Source organism: Dechloromonas sp. ARDL1, assembly GCF_051122455.1.
Taxonomy (GTDB): domain Bacteria; phylum Pseudomonadota; class Gammaproteobacteria; order Burkholderiales; family Rhodocyclaceae; genus Azonexus.
This window is the reverse complement of sequence record NZ_CP168939.1, coordinates 714,458-735,804: the sequence shown is the minus strand read 5'-3', so window position 1 is coordinate 735,804 and position 21,347 is coordinate 714,458. Positions and strand designations below refer to the sequence as shown.

General features: G+C 60.1%; 19 protein-coding genes and 2 pseudogenes. 7 read left to right on the top strand and 14 right to left on the bottom strand.

From position 1 onward, the window contains the following. Positions 1-82 precede the first annotated feature (82 nt). The 4 genes from AB6Q56_RS03570 to AB6Q56_RS03555 are packed head-to-tail and all read right to left on the bottom strand — an operon-like array spanning position 83 to position 2,582. Positions 83-352, bottom strand: coding sequence for a pentapeptide MXKDX repeat protein (locus AB6Q56_RS03570; protein WP_434515808.1), 270 nt, complete (start codon positions 350-352; stop codon positions 83-85). A 35-nt stretch (positions 353-387) separates the two neighbouring features. Next, positions 388-1,146 carry a molybdopterin-dependent oxidoreductase gene (locus AB6Q56_RS03565; RefSeq protein ID WP_434515807.1) on the bottom strand — a complete coding sequence of 253 codons (759 nt, stop codon included), beginning with the start codon at positions 1,144-1,146 and terminating at the stop codon, positions 388-390. Then, positions 1,143-1,772 carry a cytochrome b/b6 domain-containing protein gene (locus AB6Q56_RS03560; protein WP_434515806.1) on the bottom strand — a complete coding sequence of 210 codons (630 nt, stop codon included), beginning with the start codon at positions 1,770-1,772 and terminating at the stop codon, positions 1,143-1,145. Before AB6Q56_RS03560 ends, AB6Q56_RS03565 begins: the two co-directional genes overlap by 4 nt. Before the next feature lie 15 nt (positions 1,773-1,787). Continuing rightward, on the bottom strand, positions 1,788-2,582 hold the full coding sequence (locus tag AB6Q56_RS03555; protein WP_434515805.1) for a DUF1223 domain-containing protein: 795 nt from the start codon (positions 2,580-2,582) through the stop codon (positions 1,788-1,790). 288 nt (positions 2,583-2,870) lie between these two features. On the opposite strand from AB6Q56_RS03555, the gene AB6Q56_RS03550 reads away from it, so the two are divergent. Beyond that, positions 2,871-5,192, top strand: coding sequence for an acetate/propionate family kinase (locus AB6Q56_RS03550; RefSeq protein ID WP_434515804.1), 2,322 nt, complete (start codon positions 2,871-2,873; stop codon positions 5,190-5,192). Positions 5,193-5,240: 48 nt separating this feature from the next. Here the strand turns inward: AB6Q56_RS03550 and AB6Q56_RS03545 are convergent, their stop codons facing one another. Together AB6Q56_RS03545 and AB6Q56_RS03540 are read right to left on the bottom strand one after the other, a co-directional pair. Next, positions 5,241-8,111, bottom strand: coding sequence for a PAS domain-containing protein (locus AB6Q56_RS03545; protein ID WP_434515803.1), 2,871 nt, complete (start codon positions 8,109-8,111; stop codon positions 5,241-5,243). A 138-nt stretch (positions 8,112-8,249) separates the two neighbouring features. Next, positions 8,250-8,768, bottom strand: coding sequence for a superoxide dismutase family protein (locus AB6Q56_RS03540; RefSeq protein WP_434515802.1), 519 nt, complete (start codon positions 8,766-8,768; stop codon positions 8,250-8,252). A 200-nt stretch (positions 8,769-8,968) separates the two neighbouring features. On the opposite strand from AB6Q56_RS03540, the gene cysD reads away from it, so the two are divergent. The 3 genes from cysD (at position 8,969) to AB6Q56_RS03525 (ending at position 13,295) form a co-directional block, all read left to right on the top strand. Next, positions 8,969-9,898, top strand: a complete 930-nt coding sequence (gene cysD / locus AB6Q56_RS03535; RefSeq protein WP_434515801.1) for a sulfate adenylyltransferase subunit CysD — start codon at positions 8,969-8,971, stop codon at positions 9,896-9,898. Beyond that, positions 9,898-11,169 (top strand): sulfate adenylyltransferase subunit CysN, encoded by a 1,272-nt coding sequence (gene cysN, locus AB6Q56_RS03530; RefSeq protein WP_434515800.1) that lies wholly within the window; start codon positions 9,898-9,900, stop codon positions 11,167-11,169. Before cysD ends, cysN begins: the two co-directional genes overlap by 1 nt. A gap of 149 nt (positions 11,170-11,318) precedes the next feature. Next, on the top strand, positions 11,319-13,295 hold the full coding sequence (locus AB6Q56_RS03525) for a PAS domain S-box protein (RefSeq protein ID WP_434515799.1): 1,977 nt from the start codon (positions 11,319-11,321) through the stop codon (positions 13,293-13,295). Here AB6Q56_RS03525 and AB6Q56_RS03520 read toward each other — a convergent pair. The 6 genes and pseudogenes from AB6Q56_RS03520 to AB6Q56_RS03495 all read right to left on the bottom strand — a co-directional run. Continuing rightward, positions 13,292-13,666, bottom strand: a pseudogene (locus AB6Q56_RS03520) (transposase); the annotation flags it as partial. The gene AB6Q56_RS03525 and the pseudogene AB6Q56_RS03520 sit on opposite strands and share 4 nt — an antisense overlap. A 33-nt stretch (positions 13,667-13,699) precedes the next feature. Beyond that, positions 13,700-14,293, bottom strand: a complete 594-nt coding sequence (locus tag AB6Q56_RS03515; protein ID WP_434513752.1) for a plasmid pRiA4b ORF-3 family protein — start codon at positions 14,291-14,293, stop codon at positions 13,700-13,702. Position 14,294: 1 nt separating this feature from the next. Continuing rightward, positions 14,295-15,830 (bottom strand): IS66 family transposase, encoded by a 1,536-nt coding sequence (gene tnpC, locus AB6Q56_RS03510; RefSeq protein ID WP_434513753.1) that lies wholly within the window; start codon positions 15,828-15,830, stop codon positions 14,295-14,297. A 52-nt stretch (positions 15,831-15,882) separates the two neighbouring features. Next, positions 15,883-16,230, bottom strand: a complete 348-nt coding sequence (tnpB, locus tag AB6Q56_RS03505; protein WP_434513754.1) for an IS66 family insertion sequence element accessory protein TnpB — start codon at positions 16,228-16,230, stop codon at positions 15,883-15,885. Further along, positions 16,227-16,556 carry a transposase gene (locus AB6Q56_RS03500; RefSeq protein ID WP_434517123.1) on the bottom strand — a complete coding sequence of 110 codons (330 nt, stop codon included), beginning with the start codon at positions 16,554-16,556 and terminating at the stop codon, positions 16,227-16,229. The genes tnpB and AB6Q56_RS03500 overlap by 4 nt, the downstream gene beginning before the upstream one ends. Before the next feature lie 148 nt (positions 16,557-16,704). Further along, a pseudogene (locus tag AB6Q56_RS03495) lies at positions 16,705-17,474 on the bottom strand (IS3 family transposase); the annotation flags it as partial. A 145-nt stretch (positions 17,475-17,619) separates the two neighbouring features. Between AB6Q56_RS03495 and AB6Q56_RS03490 the strand changes: the two are divergent. Then, a complete protein-coding gene (locus AB6Q56_RS03490) occupies positions 17,620-18,237 on the top strand; it encodes a DUF4124 domain-containing protein (protein ID WP_434515798.1) in 618 nt (205 codons plus the stop codon). A 148-nt stretch (positions 18,238-18,385) separates the two neighbouring features. Further along, complete coding sequence (locus AB6Q56_RS03485) at positions 18,386-18,937, top strand: response regulator (RefSeq protein WP_434515797.1); 552 nt, start codon at positions 18,386-18,388, stop codon at positions 18,935-18,937. 41 nt (positions 18,938-18,978) lie between these two features. Here the strand turns inward: AB6Q56_RS03485 and AB6Q56_RS03480 are convergent, their stop codons facing one another. Together AB6Q56_RS03480 and AB6Q56_RS03475 are read right to left on the bottom strand one after the other, a co-directional pair. After that, on the bottom strand, positions 18,979-19,296 hold the full coding sequence (locus AB6Q56_RS03480) for a hypothetical protein (RefSeq protein WP_434515796.1): 318 nt from the start codon (positions 19,294-19,296) through the stop codon (positions 18,979-18,981). Between the two features lie 68 nt (positions 19,297-19,364). Next, on the bottom strand, positions 19,365-20,507 hold the full coding sequence (locus AB6Q56_RS03475; RefSeq protein ID WP_434515795.1) for a diguanylate cyclase domain-containing protein: 1,143 nt from the start codon (positions 20,505-20,507) through the stop codon (positions 19,365-19,367). Positions 20,508-20,652: 145 nt separating this feature from the next. Here AB6Q56_RS03475 and AB6Q56_RS03470 point away from each other — a divergent pair, with 145 nt between their 5' ends. Beyond that, positions 20,653-21,345 carry a DUF599 domain-containing protein gene (locus AB6Q56_RS03470; protein ID WP_434515794.1) on the top strand — a complete coding sequence of 231 codons (693 nt, stop codon included), beginning with the start codon at positions 20,653-20,655 and terminating at the stop codon, positions 21,343-21,345. The last annotated feature ends 2 nt before the right edge of the window (positions 21,346-21,347 follow it).

The window sequence follows — 21,347 nt, the reverse complement described above, 5'->3', positions numbered from 1 at the left end:
ATGCTCAGGCACACCGCAAGCGACCAAAAAAAGCCCCACCCCCGAGGACGACGAGGATGGGGCTGACTGGCCGTCAGACGAATTACTTCTTCATTTCGTCCTTGGACATGCCATCCTTCTTCATGCCGTCCTTGGCCATACCGTCGTGCTTCATGCCGTCCTTGGCCATCGCGTCCTTCTTCATGCCGTCTTTCGCCATGCCGTCCTTGGCCATCGCATCCTTCTTCATACCATCCTTGGCCATGCCGTCGTGCTTCATCATGGCGCCTTCCTTCTTCATTTCGTCGGCGTGAACGGAGGCCATACCGAGGGACAGGGTAGCGGCAACGATAACGGTGAACAGTGCTTTCATTTGTGATACTCCTTCGTGGTGGTTAAAAACAAAAATTACAATCCGCTGAACCAGTTGTAGCCCTGGTCCTCCCAATAACCGCCGGGATAGTCGTTGGTGACGAAAATCGCCCGGATGTGTTTCGGGTTCTTGAAGCCCAGCTTGGTCGGCACCCGCAACTTCATCGGGAAGCCGTACTTGGCCGGCAAAATCTGGTCGGCATAGCGAAAAGCCAGCAGCGTTTGCGGATGCAGCGCCGTCGCCATGTCGAGACTGGTGTAGTAGTCGTCCTCGCACTTGAAACCGACATAGCGGGCCGAGGTATCGGCGCCGACGCGTTCGAGGAAGGTGCGCAGCGGCGTGCCGCTCCATTTGCCGATGGCACTCCAGCCTTCGACACAAATATGGCGGGTGATCTGCGATACCTGCGGCAGCGCGTACAGCTCAGCCAGGCCCCAGGTCTTGCGCTCGCGGACCAAGCCGGCGAGTTCGAGCCGGTAATCGGTGCTGTCGATGACCGGAATTTCGTCTTCGCCGTAAAAGGCATTGAAGGGAAATGGGTTGGTAATCGCCGATTCAGGGAACTCCTCTACCAGACGGGTCGGGCTAAAGAGTTTCGCCTGTACCCGGTCGTTCCAACCCGATATCGCCTGCAAGGCTTTTTCGACACCGGCGTGATCGGTGATGCTGCATCCCGAGAGCAGCGACAGCGCCCCGAAGGACAGCCCCCGGCGCAGGAAGAGGCGGCGCTCGACATCGGCGATTTCGCTGTCGCGCAATGCTGCGAAGCCCTGCCCCATGATTGTCTTCTTCATGCTTGCATCTCCTTGACGCGACCACTCAACATGGCGAGCAAGGTGCGCGGCACGAGCACGACCATGGCGACATGGACGATGACAATTCCCAACGTCAGCGCCATGGCGACAAAATGCACCAGCCGCGCCCCTTCGTAACCGCCGAACAACTGCGCCAGCAGATGGAATTGGAAAGGCTTCCAGATCGCCAGCCCGGACAAGGCGAGCAGCGCTAGGCCAGCAACCAGCGCAACATAGGCGGCGCGCTGGGCGGCGTTATAAACCGCCAGATCGTCGTGAGCGAGCTTGCCGCGCATGGCGGCCAGCATATCGGCGAGCACTGCCGCCGGCCTGATCGGCCACAGCTTGCGCCGGAAATGGCCGGAAACCAGGCCGTAAGCCAGGTAAAACAGGCCATTGGCCGCGAGCAGCCACATCGCGGCGAAATGCCATTGCAGCGCCCCACCCAGCCAGCCGCCCAGCGTCAAATCGGCCGGGAAGCGGAATGCGAACAAGGGCGAAGCGTTGTAAATACGCCAACCACTGGCCAGCATCAGGCCAAAGGCGACGACATTGAACCAGTGCATCAGGCGTACCGGCAGGCTATGCACGAGAACACAAGCCGGCTTTTGATCATGCGACGACATCGCTTGCCTCCTCTCTTACACGCAGACCGGCCGGGCCAGGGCCTGCAAGACCTCTTTGCCGCCGCGCTGGACAAAGGCGGCAACGCCAAAGTCGCTGGCCGGGGCGCTCCCCGGCAAGGTAAAAACGACCGTTTCGGCCAGCTTGCCGCTAGCCGGAATCGCCTTTGGCCCAGACCACAAGCGCACGACGAAATCGTGTCGCAAGGTCGCGCCGCTGTTCTCGCCAGCCTTGACCTGTGTTTGCAATCCGTTCTGGTAAAGCGCGATGAACAGGCTGGCAGGCTGCCCACCGGACTCCGCGTGCAGGCTGGCCTCGACCTTGAGCGCCAGCTGGCGCGGGCCGCTGCGGCTTTGCGTCAGGACGATATCGGCCACCGCCGGGCGCTGGGCCAGAGCCGCCAGTTCCGTCGCCAGCAGCCCCGCCGAGCGGTCCGGGCGCACCGACTTGCCTTGAAGGAAGAACTGCGGCGTATACACCACCGTGCTACCGGCTGCAGCGACCAAATCGCGCTGGCGATGGCCGAAACGCGACTGGGCATAAATATCCTTCCAGCCGATGTCGTCCCAGTAATCGACATGCAGCGCCAGCGGCACGAACTGCTCGCCGACACCAGGCTGCTGCCGCAAACCGCTCAGCCAGCGGTCGGCCGGCGGACAACTGCTGCACCCTTCCGAGGTATAGAGTTCGAGCAGCCCGACCCGATGCGCCGGACTACGGGCGCTGCAGGTTTCGCTAGCGAGCACCGGGCTGGATGCGGCCAGGCCGAGCGCCCCGGCCAACAGCGCGGTAAAACAGGTTTTGTGCATCATTCGCCTCGCAAAAAAATCGTTGCCGGATGGACTGAAAATGCTGCCTCGCATCCGTTGTTAGCGATTAGTCGCGACGACCAACAATTCCTTACAGGGAGGGTTGATTTTTTTTGCACGGACCGCTCACGCATGACGGCCAACCGTTCGCCCGGCCATGGCGAACGCTCGCCGGGCGTTCACCGCCGCTCACCAGATAGTCATCGAACTATCACACAAAGCCACTTTGCTGCAGTGCAGCAAGGTGGTAGGCTCTCGCCTTATAAAAACCCGTATCAAGCGAGTAACAGCATGAGTGAAATTGACCTGAAACGATTCTTCCTTGAACAGGTACGCCTGTTTGAAAACTTTCCTGACGACAAGGTCGAGGAAATCGTCATCAAGTCGCGCCTGGCGACCTACGAAGGCAACGAGGCGATCCTTGAAACCGGCGACGAAGGCCACGCCATCGGCGTCGTCGTCTCCGGCCATGCCGAGATTTCGATGACCGACAACACCGGCACCCGCTCGGTGATCGCTCAGCTCGAAGCCGGCGACGTGTTCGGCGTCATGTCCCTGCTCACCGGCGACCGCATCGTGGCCGACGTCATCGCTGGCAACCGCTGTTTCGTGCTGATGATCCCGCAGGAGGTCTTCAACAGCCACATCCTGACCAACCCGAAGGCTGTCGGCTACCTTTCCCGTCTGCTCGCCGAACGCACGCGCGCCATGTCGGTCGACCTCGTCGCCGCGCAGGCCCGCGCAGTCAGCAAATCGGATGATCCTTACGCGCTGTCGATGCACACCAACGCCCCGGGCAAGGTCGTCGCCCTCAACGTCGGCATCAGCCAGATCCATTTTGGCATCTACGACACCCGTGAAAGTGGTGCCGACATCCACGGCATCATCGACAACGCCGACAAGCAGTTCGCCCACATCACGGTCAGCGTCGGCACCCGAAAGAAGACGCTGGATCACGCACCATTCAAGCTTTCCGATCTGTTCTCGGTGATGGCCGAGGCTACCGCCCTGCTTGGCAAGGACTTCACCTTCCATCCGGAAGACGTCACCGCCATCGGCCACCGCGTCGTGCATGGCGGCAACAAATTCTCCAGCTCGGCCGTGATCACCCCGGCCGTGATTGCCGACATCGAGGAGCTCTCGCTCTTCGCGCCGCTGCACAACCCGGTCAACGTCGCCGGCATCCGCGTCGCGCTCAAGCATTTCCCGAACGTACCGCAGGTTGCCGTGTTCGACACCGCCTTCCACCAGACGCTGGCACCCTACGCCTACCTCTACGGTCTACCCTACGACCTCTACAAGCAGCACGGCATCCGCCGCTACGGCTTCCATGGCACGTCGCACCGCTATGTCTCGATGAAGGCAGCCGAAGTGCTGAACCGACCGCTCGGCGAGCTGGAGATCGTTTCCTGCCACCTCGGCATCGGCGCCTCGCTGTGCGCCATCGACCACGGACGCTCGATCGACACGACCATGGGCATGACGCCGTCGGACGGCCTGATCATGCCCAGCCGTTCCGGCAGTATTGACCCGGCGGTGATGATCCACCTGATGGAACAGCACAGGATGTCGCCGGAGCAGCTGTCGGCCCTGATCAATACCGAAAGCGGCCTCAAGGGTATCTCCGGCATCTCGAACGACATCCACGAAATCGAGGCGCAAGCCGCCGACGGCCACCACCGCGCCCTGCTCGCCCACAAGGCCTTCTGCTATCAGGTACGCAAGAATATCGGCGCTTATGTGGCGGCCATGGGCGGCATCGACGTCCTGGTCTTTACCGGCGACATCGGCGAAACCAGCGCCACCGTGCGCAGCCTGGCCTGTCAGGGCCTCGGTTACATGGGCATCAAGCTCGACGAGGAAAAGAACCGTAACCTGTCGGCCATCGGCTCGCATGCGGTCATTTCCACCGACGATTCGCCGGTCACCATCCTCGTCATCACCAACGACGACGAACGCCTGGTGGCCTGGGAGGCCCTGCGTGCCATCGAACGCAACCAGCTGCTGCTGGAAGCCAAGGCCGACGAGCCGCCGGCGATCCCGGTCGAAATCTCCGCCCATCACGTACACCTGTCGCAAGCCGATGTCGAGGCATTGTTCGGGCCCGGTCACCAACTGACGCCGATGCACGAGCTGTCGCAACCCGGCCAGTACGCCTGCGAGGAAAAGGTCCATCTCATCGGCCCCAAGGGCCGCATCGCCAATGTCCGCGTGCTCGGCCCGACCCGCAAGGAAACCCAGGTCGAAATCGCCATGACCGAACAGTTCAAGCTCGGCGTGCAACCGCCGATCCGCCAGTCGGGCGACCTCGCCGGAACGCCCGGTCTGACGCTCGAAGGCCCGCACGGCAGCACGCAGATCGAACGCGGCGTCATCTGCGCCCAGCGTCACATTCACATGTCGCCGGAAGACGCCATGCGTTTCCGCGTGCGTGACAACTACGTCGTCCGCGTGCGCGTCGAAGGCGATCGCGAGCTGATCTTCGGCGACGTGGTTGTCCGTGTGAATCCGGCCTTCCGCCTGGCCATGCACATCGACACCGACGAAGGCAACGCCGGCAATCTGAAGACCGGCACACTCGGCTACATCGAGGAAATCCAGAGCCGCGCCTGAGATCGTCGCCCACGATCCTTTCCGCCACAACGGAAAGGATCGACGTGCTCAGCCCTCGGGCTTGGCCAGCCAGCGAAGCAGCGTGGCGTAAAAGGCTTCATGACGCACCGGCTTGGCGATGAAATCGTTCATTCCGGCTTGCAGGCAGCGCGCCTTGTCGTCGGCAAAGGCGTTGGCCGTCATGGCCAGAATCGGAATGTGCGCCCCCTGTGGCATGGCGCGCAGGCGATGCGTGGTCGCCAGCCCATCCAGCTTGGGCATTTGCATGTCCATCAGGATCAGGTCGTATTCGTTCGCTTCAACCTTCTCCAGCGCGACCATGCCATCCTCCGCAATGTCAGCGACCAGGCCGATGGCGTCGAGCATGGCGAGCGTGATTTCCTGATTGATCGGCTCGTCTTCGACCAGCAGGATGCGGCTGCCGGCAAAATCCTTGCTCAGCACGATATCGGCCGCCTCTTCCTGGCCGATCTCCAAGCGCGCACCATGGGCCTCCGGCGCCCGCCTCAGGCGTGCCGTCAGCCAGAAGGTACTGCCCTCGCCCGGCACGCTGACCGCCCCCGCCTCACCATCCATGGCCAGGGCCAGTTTCCGGGTAATGGCCAGGCCCAGGCCGGTACCGCCGTAGCGTCGGGTAATCGAATTGTCGGCCTGCTCGAAAGCCGCAAACAGGCGGGGCAATTGCTCGGGTGGAATGCCGATCCCCGTATCCTGCACCTCGAAACGCAGCAGGATGCCTTGCGCGTTTTCGTCGAGACGGTGCAGGCGCAAGGTGATCGTTCCGTTTTCAGTGAACTTGATGGCATTGGTTACGTAGTTGAGCAAGGCCTGCTGCAGCCGTGTCGCATCCCCCATCAGCAGGGGAAGCGCTTCGCCGCTGTCAACGACCAACTGGAGTTGCTTGGCCTGCGCGCGATCGCCAAGCATGTCGATGATGTTCGAGAGCAGCCGCACAGGCTGTAGCGGCGATTCGTCGAGTACGAATTTACCGGCTTCGATCTTGGATAGATCGAGAATGGCGTCGATGATCTCAAGCAGGTGCTCCGAAGCCAGTTCGAGCCTGCCCAGCCGGGCCTCCTGCTCCGGCAGAAGGCCTTCGCGACGAATCAGGTGCGCCATGCCGGTAATGGCATTGAGGGGGGTCCGTATTTCATGTGACATGTTGGCCAGGAACGCGCTCTTGGCAACGCTGGCCGACTCCGCCGCCGATTTGGCTTGGGCAAGCTCGGCCGTACGCCTGGCAACCTGTCTTTCCAGATCCTGGCGATGCGCATGCAGTTCCGCCTCGTATTGCATGCGTTCGGAAATATCGTGGCTGATCCCGAACACCCCCACTACATGCTGCCCCTCATCGAACAGCGGCCACTTGCTGGTCTGCACATGCCTCATATCGCCATTGGCATCGCGGTAGGACTCGATGACGCCCAGAATCGGTCTACCTTCACCGAGAACGATGCCGTCGGATGTGATGTAGCGGGTGGCGATTTCCGGACTGAAGAGATCCGCATCGCGCTTACCCACCATGTCGCGCCACGTCGCACAATTGGCCAATGCGGCCATGGCCTGGCTGCAGAAGCGGATGCGGCCATCGCTATCCTTGAAATAGATGAAGTCGCTCGTCTCGTTCAGGAATGCTTCGAAGTCACGATTAAAATCGGCAAGTTGTTTGGCCGTACGCTTACGTTCGGTGATATCGACATCCATGCAGACGACGATGGGCTCGGCCTTGTTGTCGCCCGGAATGGCGAATTTCGTGGCCTCGACCCAGACGGTTTCGCCGTCCCGGTTGTGCGCCATGAATTCCCGCGGACCAACCGGTACTCCGCTCGCCACGACCTGCTCCGACGCACGCTGTGCCTCCGCAGCCTCGGACGGACTCAGAATCAGTTGATCGAGCCGCCGGCCCAGCGCTTCCCCGGCCGACCAGCCGTACAGGCGTTCCGACGCCTTGTTCCAGTAAATGACCCGCCCCGCCCGGTCATACCACTGGACGGCCACATTGGGCGTGCTTGCCAGGGTTGCCGACAGTTGCTGGCGCGATGCCTCGACGCGCTCCCCGGCCTGCGCCAGGAGCCCCCACGCCCGAATCAGCGCCAGGAAAGCCCCGAGGATCAGAGCGGAAATCACCAGCAACCCACCGCGCAGCAACCATAGGTTGTCGGGCATGATTTGCCAACCGCCACGCGGGATGGCAGCCAGCTGCCAGGACCCCATCGGCAGATAGATGTCGGTCAATACGGGATTCATGGTGAAGACATCGGGTCTGCCAAAAAACACGGCGCCTTTCGCGCCATCGCCGTCTTTTCCCCGAATCGCGATTTCGACCGACAGCTTTTCGTCACGCAGACCGCTGGCGGCAAACAGCTTCTCGGCATCGATCACGGCGCTGACGATGCCCCAGAAATACTCTCGCCCGCCACGATCCGTCAGATATACCGGCAGACGGGCGGCCAGCCCCTCGCCCCCTTGAACCAGCTTGAACGGCCCGGCAAGTGAAATCTGGCGACTCTGACGCGCACGCTCTACCGATAAAAACTGCTCCGGAATGCTACTGTATTGCAGCCCCAGCGCCTTCTCGTTACCAGCCAGCGGATAAACCATGCGAATGACCATGCCCGGGGCCAACGCCAAACTGCGCAGTTGCGAGCGCCCGTCGAACAGGGGTTTGGCCGCCACATTCAAGCGCTCCTGATCGATGCCCGGTGTCAGGGCAACCAGACTGGTCAGGCCACGAACCAGCTGGATATCAGCATTCAGATGCCCCTCAAGCAAATCGCGCACCCGCCCAAGCTCGTTATGAACCGAGGCACGAATCGCCGTCTCGTGCTGTGCCTGATTGATCTGTTCGGCAAAGTAGGCCGCCAGCGCCAATCCACAAGCCAGAAGGCCCGTGACGAAAAATAGTATGCGGCGGCTCACTGCCCCTCCAAAACTTAATACACGAATCCCATTAATGAATTGTATGCATTAAGTAATAGATTTAGCAAAACCGCAGACATCAACCTCCGTTTATTACACAGGGAAGCGACATCCGCCGCCCCCCTCCCCAACTTCCTCCTAGCGGGCGGCAATCACACCGCAGGCGATCCGCTTGCCGGAATTGCCGGCAGGTTGCGATTTGTAATCATCCGGATCGGCATGGATGACAACGCTGCGCCCGACCACGCCTGTCGCACCGCTCAGGCTGAGCCCTGCGATCTCACCGGAAAAACGGGCTTCTCCGGCAGCATTGGCGACCAAATTCGGCATATCGCCACCGTGCCGCTCACTGCCGGCATGATGGCCATGAGCCTTGCTGGCGGGATTGAAATGCCCCTTCGCAGAACTCGCATCCGGCGCACTGCAATCCCCTGCCTCATGAATATGGAAGCCATGCTCGCCCGGGGTCAGGCCGGCAACCTGCGCCTCGACCCGCAAACGGCCGTTCAATTCAGTCAATGTCACCTTGCCGCTCACCGCACTCCCCGAACGAGCCAGCAGGTCAGCGCTGGCCACCGGCCCCGCCGGGGTCGTGGCGCAGGCACTCAGAAGGCTTACCGCAATGGCACTCAGGAAAAAACCGGCACGCATGATCATTTTTGTCTCCTCTTTGTCATTGATGAAGTATCACCCCTGATCGGGTAACTGAACGGACCCGATAGTTCGCCAAATGTTCAAAGTCGAATGCCAATTATTTATAACAATTTGAAATAACAAGATGCTCACTTGTTCTTAATTGAGCATTAAGGTGTTGTTACAATGGCGTCCATTCGACAATCCACGCGGATTACCCAGCAATGACCCAACGTTCTACTCTCTCCCATCTGGACTGGCTCGAAGCCGAAGCCATCCACATCATGCGCGAAGTGGCCGGCCAGTGTGCCAACCCGGTGCTGCTCTTCTCCGGTGGCAAGGACTCGATTTGCATGCTGCGCATCGCCGAAAAGGCCTTCCGCCCCGGCAAGTTCCCCTTCCCGCTGATGCACATCGACACCGGCCACAACTATCAGGAAGTGGTCGCCTTCCGCGACAAGCGCGCGGCTGAGCTGGGCGAGCGCCTGATCGTGCGCTCGGTTGAAGACTCGATGAAGCGCGGCACGGTCGTCCTCAAGCACGAAGGCGAATCGCGCAACAAGCACCAGTCGGTGACCCTGCTCGAAGCGATTGAAGAATTCGGTTTCGACTGCTGCATCGGCGGTGCCCGCCGTGACGAGGAAAAGGCCCGCGCCAAGGAACGCATCATGAGTTTCCGCGACGAGTTCGGCCAATGGGACCCGAAGAACCAGCGCCCGGAGCTGTGGAATCTCTACAACGCCCGCAGCCACAAGGGCGAGAACATTCGCGCCTTCCCGATCTCGAACTGGACCGAAATGGATGTCTGGCAATACATCGAGCGCGAAGGCCTCGAACTGCCGTCGATCTACTTCGCCCACACCCGCCCGGTCGTCATCCGCCAGGGCGCCATCGTGCCGGTCAATGTGCCGCTGGTTTCCGGCGAGCTGACCAACCTGCCGAAGGCCGGTGAGGAAATCATCGACAAGCTGGTGCGCTTCCGTACCGTCGGCGACATCTCCTGCACCGCCCCGGTCGAGTCGGATGCCGACAACGTCGCCAAGATCGTCGTCGAAACCGCCACCACCACCATCACCGAGCGCGGCGCCACGCGTCTGGACGACCAGACCAGCGAAGCCTCCATGGAACAACGCAAGAAAGAGGGTTACTTCTAATGAGCGCCCATCAAGTTGAAGATCACGGCCTGCTGCGCTTTCTGACCTGCGGCAGCGTCGACGACGGCAAGAGCACCCTGATCGGTCGCCTGCTGTTCGACACCAAGACCATCTTGGCCGACACGCTGAACGCCATCGAAAAGACCTCGCAGAAACGCGGCATGGGCGCGGTCGACCTCTCGCTGCTCACCGACGGCCTGCAGGCCGAGCGCGAGCAAGGCATCACCATCGACGTCGCCTACCGCTACTTCTCCACCGGCACGCGCAAGTACATCATCGCCGATGCGCCAGGCCACGAGCAGTACACCCGCAACATGGTCACCGCCGCCTCCACGGCCAACCTCGCCATCATACTGATCGATGCGCGCAAGGGCGTGCTGACGCAGACCCGCCGCCACTCCAAGCTGGCTTCGCTGGTCGGCATCCCGCACCTCGTCGTCGCCATCAACAAGATGGACCTCGTCGACTACTCGCAGGAAGCCTACGAGAAGATCAAGGCCGACTACCTCGAATTCGCAGCCAAGGTCGGCATCGAGGATATCCGCTTCTTGCCGATGTCGGCACTGAACGGCGACATGATCGTCGACCGTGGCGAGTCGCTGAACTGGTACGACGGCCCAACCCTGCTCGAGATCCTCGAAGCCGCGCCGGCCGCCCACACCGAACACGACGAGCCCTTCCGCTTCCCAGTCCAGTACGTCTGCCGCCCGCAGGACTCGGCCAACCCGGACCTGCACGACTACCGCGGCTTCATGGGCCGCGTCGAGTCGGGTTCGATCCAGGTCGGCGACAAGGTCACCGTGCTGCCCAACGGCCTCGAATCGACGGTCAAGTCGGTGCAACTGGGCGGCGTCGAGATCGGCTCGGCAGTTACCGAACAGTCGGTCACACTGCTGCTGGCCGACGAAATCGACACCTCGCGCGGCGACATGATCGTCAAGACAGAGGAAGCGCCGGCCGCCGTCAAGGAAATCCGCGCCACCGTCTGCTGGCTGGCCGAAACCCCGCTCGACCGCGCCCGCACCTACCTGATCCGCCACACGACGCGCGACTCGAAGGCCAAGCTGACCGGCATCGACCACCGCCTCGACGTCAATACGCTGGAAAAGGTCACCGCCGACAAGCTGGCGATGAACGACATCGCAGAGGTGACGTTCAAGCTCGCCCAGCCGCTGTTCGTCGACCCTTACCTGGAAAACCGGGGTACCGGTGCCTTCATCGTCATCGACGAGAGCAACAACAACACCGTCGGCGCCGGCATGATTCTTTAGCCATCCGCGCTTTTCCGCACTCAAAACGCCTCCTCTATGGAGGCGTTTTTCATTGCAGCTCCCTGACACAAAATTGACACGAAAAACCACAAAAATGAACGAATCATCATAAATTCTGTCGAAACCGTAATTTCAAAACAGAAAATTGCATGAACTCCAAAAATATTCAGCGAATTGATTGCCGCGACTTACTAAGCAGCCTCCCGCTTCCCGCCTGCACAGTAAAGCTACCTGATGTCACTGTGACCGACTGCAACAGCGGATTTGAAGCCATTTCCGGACTGCCTCTTTTGGCACTGCGCGGAAAGAGATTTCCCGGCATGGCCGCTGATGCGAAAACAGACCTTTTGCAACAACTGGCGGTTGGCATGGACGAAGCCCCTCAACGCATCTATCTGGCGGGCAAGGCGCACCGAATGCGTATGACTGCAAAGCAGGAAGATAACTTTCGGCTACTTTGCTTCGAACCTGAAAGTTGTGAATGCCCTTATGGCAATACTGAAGCCAACCAAGCCATGGCTGACCTCGGAGCACTCATGAATAACGCTCCTGTCGGCATTCTGTATTCAAAAGATCGTAGAGTCGTCCGCTTTAACAACGCGTTCCTGAAGATGTTCTGCTGCGATGCCGGGTTGGCAATGGGACATCCCACACCAGCGTTTTATCCCTCGGAATCAGCCTATCGCACCATCAGCGAACAGGCATCGCCACTTCTGCTTGCCGGGCTTCCATTCCGCCAGGAAATGCTCATGCGGCGAATGGATGGAACACTTTTCTGGGCCGATGCCGTCGCCTACTTGATCAAAGCGGATGACCCTCCGCTCGGGTCAATCTGGATCATTAACGACATCTCCGCCCGCAAAGCTGCCGAACAAGCTTTGCAGGAAGCACTTCTCGAAACACAGGCGATCCTACACAACGCTGCTGTTGGCATGCTGTTTTCACGTGACAAAATCATTCAGCGCTGCAACCAGCGTATTGAGGAAATCTTCGGCTACAGCCCAGGGGAACTCGTAGGGCTTCCGGCAACCTGCCTCTATCCAAACGATGAAAGCTACGCGGCAATTGGCGCGGAAGCCAGCCCCCTGCTTTCCGCGGGGCGACCGTTCATGTCTGAAAGGGAATACAGGCGAAAGAATGGCACAAGCATTTGGTGTCGTGTCTATGCCAAGGCGGTTGACCCTGCTCACACCGATCGCGGCACCGTATGGCTGGTTGAGGATATCACTGAAACTCGCGCCAACCAGCTCACTCTCGAGCAAACGCTGCGTGAACGCGAAGCGCTGATGAACAACGCACCTGTCGGCATACTGGTCACAAAAGAGCGCAAAATCCTGCAATACAACCAACATTTCGCCAGGATGTTTGGCTATACCGGGTCGGTCGCTATAGGCCATCCAGCCCGGGAGCTCTACCGATCAGACGAAGAATATGAAGCTCTAGGCGCAAAAGTGACTCCATTGCTATCGGCAGCACAACCGAGCATCAACGAGCTCTATATGCGCCATCAGGATGGATACGACCTGTGGGTTAACCTTATCGGCTACGTTGCCGACAACAATGAAACCAACCACGCCACTTTCTGGATTCTAGAGGATCGAACCGATTTCAAGCGCGCCGAAATCGCATTGGCCGAGGCTTACACCGAACAGACGTTGATCTTCGAACACAGTGTCGTTGGCATTGCCTTTATCAAAAATCGCATCATCCAGCGATGCAACCGCCGCTACGAGGAAATCTACGGATTCGCTCCCGGAGAATTGATTGGACAGTCGACGCGCATCTCGTACCCATCGGACCAAAATTTCGATACGGCAGCCAAAGTGGTCTACGAGACTTTGGGGCGGGGTGAAACCTACATTCGCGAATTCATTCATCTTCGCCCCAGTGGCGCACCAATCTGGATTCGGCTTACCGGAAACGCCATTGACCCCGCTTTCCCCAATGATGGATCAATCTGGAATGTCGAAGACATCACAATTCGTAAGGCTGCAGAAGAAAGCATTCGCGAATCTGAACTTCTCCAAAGAGCTATTCTGGATAGCGCCAAACTCATGATCTTGAGAGGTGGCCCCGCGCAGTTGGACAGAAATTTGGTTTTCTTAAGTGAGTTCTCTGCGGGTTAAGCCGCTGCGGCGAGCAGCGGCTGGTTGAAGTAAGCCGTATCCGGGGTTTGCCCGTCAAGCGTTGAGTGCGGGCGACGACGATTGTAAAAATCGAAGTAGCGGGCCAGCGCCTGTCGGACCTCGGAAACGGTGTCGTAGCCGTGCAGGTAAATCTCCTCGTACTTGACCGATTTCCAGAGGCGTTCGACGAATACGTTATCGCGCCAGCAGCCCTTGCCATCCATGCTGACCTGAATGCTGTGCTCCTGAAGCAAGCCAATGAAGGCCGAACTGGTGAATTGGCTGCCCTGGTCTGTGTTCATGATTTCCGGTCGGCCATACTTCATGATGGCCTCTTCCAGAGCATCGACGCAGGGATCAGCCGTCAGGCTGTTCGTAAGCGTCGTCCCGAAGCCGTCTTGAAATCAGATTTTCAGGTCGTGTAAAGCGAGGCTAATGGCGACGACGTCCACGAATGCGGGATCGAAGGCATCGCCGTGCCATTCGGACATCGACTGGTGCTCGGGATGGTTGGGGTCGGTCATGGCTGCCACGAAGTCTGCGTAACCGGGCGCGCCACCGACATCTTCCGGAGGTGTGGCATTCGCGGCTTTCAGGAGCATGGCACGGTGGCTCAATTCGGGATCGCCTGGCAATTTCTTCTCGACCTTGACCCGGTGTTCCCAGTGATCGCCGAAGTCGTAGATGTACTTGAACGAACTCATGCCGCCCAAGGCGGTTTTGAGCTGGACTCGTGTCTCCGGGCGAACTGGCTCCCAATCGAATTCGGGGTCGGGAATGCCGAAGCGCTTGCCACCAAAGTCGAACTCGTGCAAGTGGTAATCGCACCAGCCGAAGGTGACTTGCAGGACCTGATGTAGATTGCCCAGCGTGATCGACTCCGGCACCAGGATGCGCCGCCAGATGGTCGGCTTGATCCAGGCCAGCTCAATCTTCAGTTGCAGCAGATCGGGAATCTTCTTGGCTCTGGGCTTCTTCAGCGCAATGACGTTACTCATTTCAGGCAGCTTTCTGTTCAACGGTGGCGTGATCGGGGTAAAGATTCCACGGGAGTAGCTCATGAATCCGATTGATCGGATGCTCGGCAATCCGGGTCAGGACTGTCCGCAAGTAAGCCTCGGGATCAATCCCATTGAGTTTCGCGCTACCGATCAGGCAATACATGCTGGCTGCGCGCTCGCCGCCGACATCCGAGCCGCCGAACAGGTAGTTCTTTCGCCCCAAAGCGACTCCGCGTAATGCACGCTCTGCCGCATTGTTATCGATCTCGATTCGGCCATCTGCGGCATAGCGGATCAACGCAGACCAGTGATTGAGCGCATAGCTGATTGCATCGGCAAGGCCGGATTTGCGTGATATCCGCTGGCGCTGAGCGTCGAGCCAGGCATGCATGATCTTGAGCAAGGGATAGGCTTGCACTTGACGAATGACCTGCCGCTCACCGGGCGATCGGCCACGGATTTGACTTTCGACGGCATACAGCTCGGCAATCTGGGCAATGGCCTCGGCCGCGATGGGCGAAGCCTGGGCCCGATAGACATCGACGAATTTGCGCCGGACGTGCGCCCAGCAGGCGGCTTCCTGAATCTTGCCAATCTCGTACAAGGCATCGAACCCGCTATAAGCATCGGCTTGCAGGATGCCGCGGAAGGATTTCAGATGATCACGGGGATGTTGTCCCTTGCGATCTTCCGAGTAGGCAAACCAGACTGCTGGCGGATCGCCACTTCCCGCTGGGCGATCATCCCGCACATACGTCCACAGCCTTGCGGTCTTGGTTCGCCCCTTGCCCGGCGCGAGCACTGGTAACGGTGTGTCATCGGCATGTACCTTGCTGCCGCCCAGGACATAACGCCGGATCGCATCCACCAGCGGCGAGAGCAAGTCATGGCAATGTCCAACCCATTCGGCCAGGAGTGCCCTGTCCAGGTCCAGACCGCTGCGTGCATAAATGGCGCTTTGCCGATACAGCGGCAAGTGATCGCAGAACTTACCGACCAGCACGTGAGCCAACAGGGCAGGACCGGCAAAGCCGCGGGGAATCGGACGGGCGGGGGCCGCCGCTTGGGCAATGTGATCACACCGGGTGCAGGCCAGTTTCGGCCGCACATGGCGAATCACTTTGAAACTGGCTGGCACGTACTCGAGCATTTCCGAAACGTCCTCACCGAGGTGCGTAAATTGCCCGCCACAATCCGGACAGCACTCTGCCGTCGGCATATGCGTCACCGTTTCGCGGGGCGCTGTTTCCGGGAAGGGCTTGCGGTTCCTGATTCGCGGCGTGTCGGCCGGTTTATCCGGCGCGGACGATATCGGCGAAGCCGGCGTGAGCGGCAGTGGCTCGAACGCCAGCCCAAGATCGAGTTGCCCCAATTGCGCCAGCGTTTCCGATTTCTGGCCAAAGTGCAGGCGACGATACTTGGCGACGAGCAGCTTCAGACGGGCGTTCTCCTCAAGCAGCCTTTCAACCTGCTGGCGCAGCTTATCGACTTCGCAGGAAGCCTGGCTGGTAGAGGATTGGTCTGGCTTGGGCATGACCGAAGTCTACGGGAATTCAGGGGCAGTGAACAGCCCCCGCAGGCCGGCTTTACGCCGCCCGCTCGGGCTGCCAGGTACGCGCAGGACGCCGCCAGTCGATCCCTTCCAGGAGCATGGCAAGTTGGGCTTTGCTCAGATGAACTCGCCCATCGGTGGCATTCGGCCAGATGAAGCGCCCGCGTTCGAGCCGCTTGGCAAACAGGCACAGACCATCGCCATCCCACCAGAGCAGTTTGACGAGGTCGCCGCGCCGGCCACGAAACACGAAGACGTGACCGCTGAATGGGTCTGCCGCCAATTGCTCCTGGGCAATGGCAGCCAGTCCATCAAAGCCACGGCGCATATCAGTCACGCCGGCCGCCAGCCAGATCTGCGTTCCTACCGGCAGTCCGATCATTCCCTGGACGCCAGGCAATCCAGTACCAGATGCAGTGCCGAGGCCGTGACATCGCCACACACACGAACGCTGGTCTGGCCCCGGACGATCTCGATATATCCCGCCGCCGCGGTGATCGTCGCCTTGGTGGCCTTTGTGTCGCCCGCCGGTTCTGCAATTACGGGCAGGAACAGGGGCTGAGGCTGTATCCCAACGGCCTTGGAGTCGCCCTGTATCTCGAACTGCCCCGCCCGATATTGCCGCCGCCACTTGAACACCATGTTCGTGTTCAGCCCGTACCGCAGCGCTAGCTTCGCCACCGACACCCCGGGCTCGCAAGCTTCCACGGCCAATCGGCGCTTGAATTCAAGCGGATAATTCGGCCGGCCACGCCGTCCGCCGCTAACAACCTCTGCTGTCTCCAAAATGATCCCCGCTACTTTGTTTGGCGGGCACCACTTTCTCTCTGTTTCAAACTATTCGCCAGACGGCCATGAAAGGACGCTTACGGCTGTTCGACAGGCGCCAACTCAGCACCCGACGGGTTGCCCAATCAAGCACCGCGCTCAGATAGACGAAGCCCCGGCGCATCGGGATGTAGGTCGTATCCATGGCCCAGACCTGATTCGGACGCTCGATGGCAAGGCCGCGCAGCAGGTAGGGATAGATGCGGTGTGCCTGGTTGCGCCGACTGGTGTTGGCCTTGCGGTAGATGGCCTGGATATCGAGCTTCTTCATCAGCGTACCGACATGTTTGCGACCGATTTCATGGCCTTCGAGCTTGAGCATATCGCGCAACATCCGCGCACCGGCAAAGGGATGCTCCAGGTGCAGTTCATCAATCCGCCGCATCAGCATCAAATCGATTTCGGATGTGGGCTGCGGCTGGTAATAGACAGAAGAACGCGAAAGCTCAAGTAACTGGACTTGCCTGACGACAGGCAGATCGTGGGCCTTGTCGATCATCGTTTTGCGCTCGCATCGCCGATGCGACCGAGCGCGACGGCCAAAAAATCAATCTCCAACGCCTGCTGGCCTATCTTTGCATGCAAATCCTTCAGGTCCGGCGTGGCCGCCTGCTTCTCGGCAGCCGTCGCAAAGACACCCGAGGCGTTCTCGAGCAATTGTGTCTTCCATTGCGTAATCTGATTCGGATGAACGTCAAACTTCTCTGCTAACGCAGCCAGCGTCTCATCGCCCTTGAGGGCGGCAATCGCCACTTTGGCCTTGAAGGCGGCTGTGTGGTTACGGCGGGGTCTTCTCATTGCTTCTGCTCCTAGGCAGGCGATTTCCATCGCCCATTGAAGCAGAGATTTCACTTAACTCGATGTCCGGATTCGCGGAACCACCTCTATCCGGCCAGGTGCCGAAAATCGAGACAGCGGAAAACCCGGTCAACTGAATTGCCTCGTGGCGCGTTTACGCTATAACGAAGCCATGTACCGGATATTCCTGCCCCTTCTGGCTGGCCTGCTGCTCACCCAGCCGGCCGGCGCCGAAATCTACAAATGCCGCCTGCCGAGCGGCAAGACAGAGATTTCAAACTCGCCCTGCTCCGGTGGCAGCGGCACACTGGCCGTACGCCCCGACGAGGCAGTATCCGAGACGAACCGCCAGCAGGCCGAGCGCGACGTCGAACGCATGCGCAATTACGTCGAAAAGCGCGAAAACACCCAGCGGGCCGACATCGCAGCCGAGCGGCAGCTCCAAAGCCAGAAACAGGCGGCCACGGTGAATCAGCCACGCAGCTACGGCGACCCCGATGCCTGCCTGCGCGATGTCGCCCAGCGCGCCCTCGAAGCGAACCAGCGGGCACAAATGGAAGCCGAGTGCCGCAATCTGGTGCGTCCGCCCGAGCCACCACAGACCGTTCATGTACCAGTCTATGTGGCACCTCCGGTCTATCCCCACCACCCTCACTATCCGCACCCCCAGCCTCAACCAAAGCCCCCCCAACCGCCGGCGAGCACGCCACCAGGTGGCCAGGGCATGGTTATCTGCGCCCCGGGCAAACCCTGCATACGCTAGTTTTTGCCGCCCGCGCAGGCGAAACCGCCGAAGAAGCCCCCGGCAAGCAGGATTTTTCCGATCATGCCTTCCAGAGGGCCATGATTCGATCATAAAATGCTGCCTGTTCTGTCAGCCATCGGGCGGCCGGACTTCAGGGGGAAACAGGGTGGGAATACTAGATCAGATCCGGGCCTTGCTCGGGCAAAGCGATGCAAAGGACGCAACGCCTACGAACGTCGTCGACAGCGCCGTGGAACGGCGCAAACGAGCCCGTGTCAATGCGCGCGAAGGCACCCGGGTACTTATCGTCGATGACTCCAGAACCATTGTGACGGCACTGAAGAAATTCCTGCGCTCGGCCGGTTACGAAACGCTGGAAGCCCTGGATGCCGAATCCGGGCTGGAGCAACTGCGCGAACACAAGCCGGACCTGATCTTTCTCGACATCGTGCTACCGGGCATGAACGGCTTCGCCGCGCTGCGCGCCATTCGCCGCGACCCGGCAACACGCGACATCCCCGTCATCATGATGAGCGGCAACGAGCAGGCCATGGAGCAATTCTTCGGCACCCGCATCGGGGCGGATGACTTCATGAAAAAGCCGTTCTCGCGTTACGAGATTTTTTTCCGCATCGAGCGCCTGCTTGACGAAAATCTGGTTCCTCGTCGCGCTGTCGCGGGCGAGCAACGGGCCGCCGAGGTCACTGGGGCACACTAAGCTCGGCGCCTCCCCGGCCCGCCTCTGCCAGCCTGAAGACCTCAGGCTGCCGTTTCGTGCTCGCTGCCGTCCTTCTTCTGGCTGCCGAGCGTCAGTTCGGTATTCTCGCTAAGTGCAAAGAAAAAGGCTTCCACCGCCTTGGGATCGCCGGAAGCGGCAAACGTGGTATGGCCGCACGCGCACTGACCCACCCAGATTGCATCAAGGCCGCGCAAACCGCGCGTGCTGACCGGGTTGATCTGCGTCACATCGGCGCTGCAATGGTTGCAGACCAGTTTTTCCGGGCGTGTCGCCTCGACCTTGGCCTGAGCCTGTTCGACCCGCTGTGCCAGCGTGCCACGCTGTTTGGCTTGTCCCATATTCATTTCCCCAATCGATCAAAGGCAAGCAGGATACAGGAGTTTCCTCCCGGCGGAGCCGCTCACCCTCAAACCAGCATGTCGGCAAAGCGGTGGCAACGCCGGCCATCCGCCTTGGCCTGATACATCGCCTGATCGGCACAGCGAATGATGCCCTCCGGCGTGTTGGCCAGTCCCGGTCGGGGAAAAAGACAAATGCCGATGCTGGCGCTCAGTTCATGCTTTCCCGGAAGCTCCGGAATCGGCTGCTCGATCAGCGCGATCAGCTTTTCCGCCAAATGCCTTGCACTGTCGCAAGAGCCGATATCCTGTACCAATACGAAAAACTCGTCGCCGCCAATGCGCGAAATGGTATCCGTCTCACGCATCACCGATTCGAGCCGACGGGCAACGCTGCGCAGGACAATGTCGCCGTGGTCGTGCCCCAGGCGGTCGTTGATGCTCTTGAAGCCATCCAGATCGATGAAAAACCCCGCATGGCGCGCCTGATCCCGCCGTGCCAGCGCCAGCGCCTGGTTGATGCGGTCGTCGAGCAAGTCGCGGTTGGGCAACCCGGTCAGGCGATCATGCAACGAACGGTTCAAGTGCAACTGACGCTCTTCCTCGAGTTGCATCTCGCGTAAAAAGAGCTGCCGACGGTAGAACTCGGCCAGGTAGCCGGCGGCCCCGCCAATCAGATTGGCCGAGACCAGGAAAAAATTCTGGCTGAGCAGCACCGCCTCGGGAAAGTCTCGAATTACGCCAAACAGAAGGTTATAGAGAATCAGGACTGCAACATTGATCAACAACGCATGGATAAAGCGGGTACCCAGCAGGTTGTAGGTATAGAACGTTGCCAGCATCATGCCCGGAAAGCAGTAGGCAGCGCTCTCGAGGGGCAGGCGCCACAGCATGGCGATCAGGCCCAGCGCGGCCGACAGGCCGACCAGCCCGAGCGGTAGCTGGTTGTACCTTTCGAACCACGGCAGATAGCTCAGGATGAGCACGCCAGCCGGGACAATCAGCGCCAGCACGCGAACCTGCCACACCTCGTCGAGCAGATCCGCCGGAACGAAGAGGTGATCCACTGCACCGTAAAGGAAATAAATGATGGTGCCCAGAATGATCGCCGCCCGCCCCTGCAAACGGAGTCGCGGCAAGATGTGGCGCACGAAAGCCATCTCCGTTGCGGAGTCATGAAATCCGAGCGTCAGCAGGTTCATTCTTGTCATTATCGACGCGCCTAGATCGATCTCTTGTCGGGTGTTCCCGTCTTCTTGGTGGCGGGACACGAAGGCCACAATAGCACTGTGACCAGCCGGAATAGCGCGAGTTTCCCCAATATCGCAAGCCCGGCCGATGTGGCAATATGCCGGAATGCATGCATTGCCCCATCTTGCCGCGGTCGACTGGCTGGCGTTAATCGTCTTCTTTGCCTGCTGGGCCGGTTACGCCTGGTTTTCCGAACATAGCCGCCGTGGCGCCCGCGGGCTGATCGGCAGCAGCCAGCAGTACCGCCTGCTGTGGGCCTACCGCATGCTGGAACGCGATATACGGGTGATGGATTCCACGCTGATCGGTAACCTTGTCAATTCGGTCTCGTTTTACGCCAACACCACCATCTACATCATCGCCGGCCTGGTCGCGGCCTTGGGCGCGGCGGACAAGCTCCTCAGCGTCACCGCCGACCTGCCTTTCGGCGGCGCCGGCAACCGCGAGTTGCTCGAGGTCAAGCTGATGCTGCTGCTCGCCAGCTTCGTCTTCGCCTATTTCAAGTTCACCTGGTCATTGCGCCAATTCAACCTGCTCTCCATTCTCGTCGGCGCCGCGCCGCTGGGCAAAGCAGGCGAAGCCGGCATCGATGCTTATGCACGGCGCCTGGCCGGCGCCAACAATCTGGCGGGCGACGACTTCAACCGGGGCATCCGCGCCTATTATTTCGGCCTAGCCGCCTCCGGCTGGCTGCTCAGCCCGCTCGTGCTCGCCGCGCTCGCGCTGGCGGTACTCGTCGTGCTCTACCGGCGCGACTACCAATCGGCAACGCTGGCCGTGCTCAGCACCCCGGACTGAAC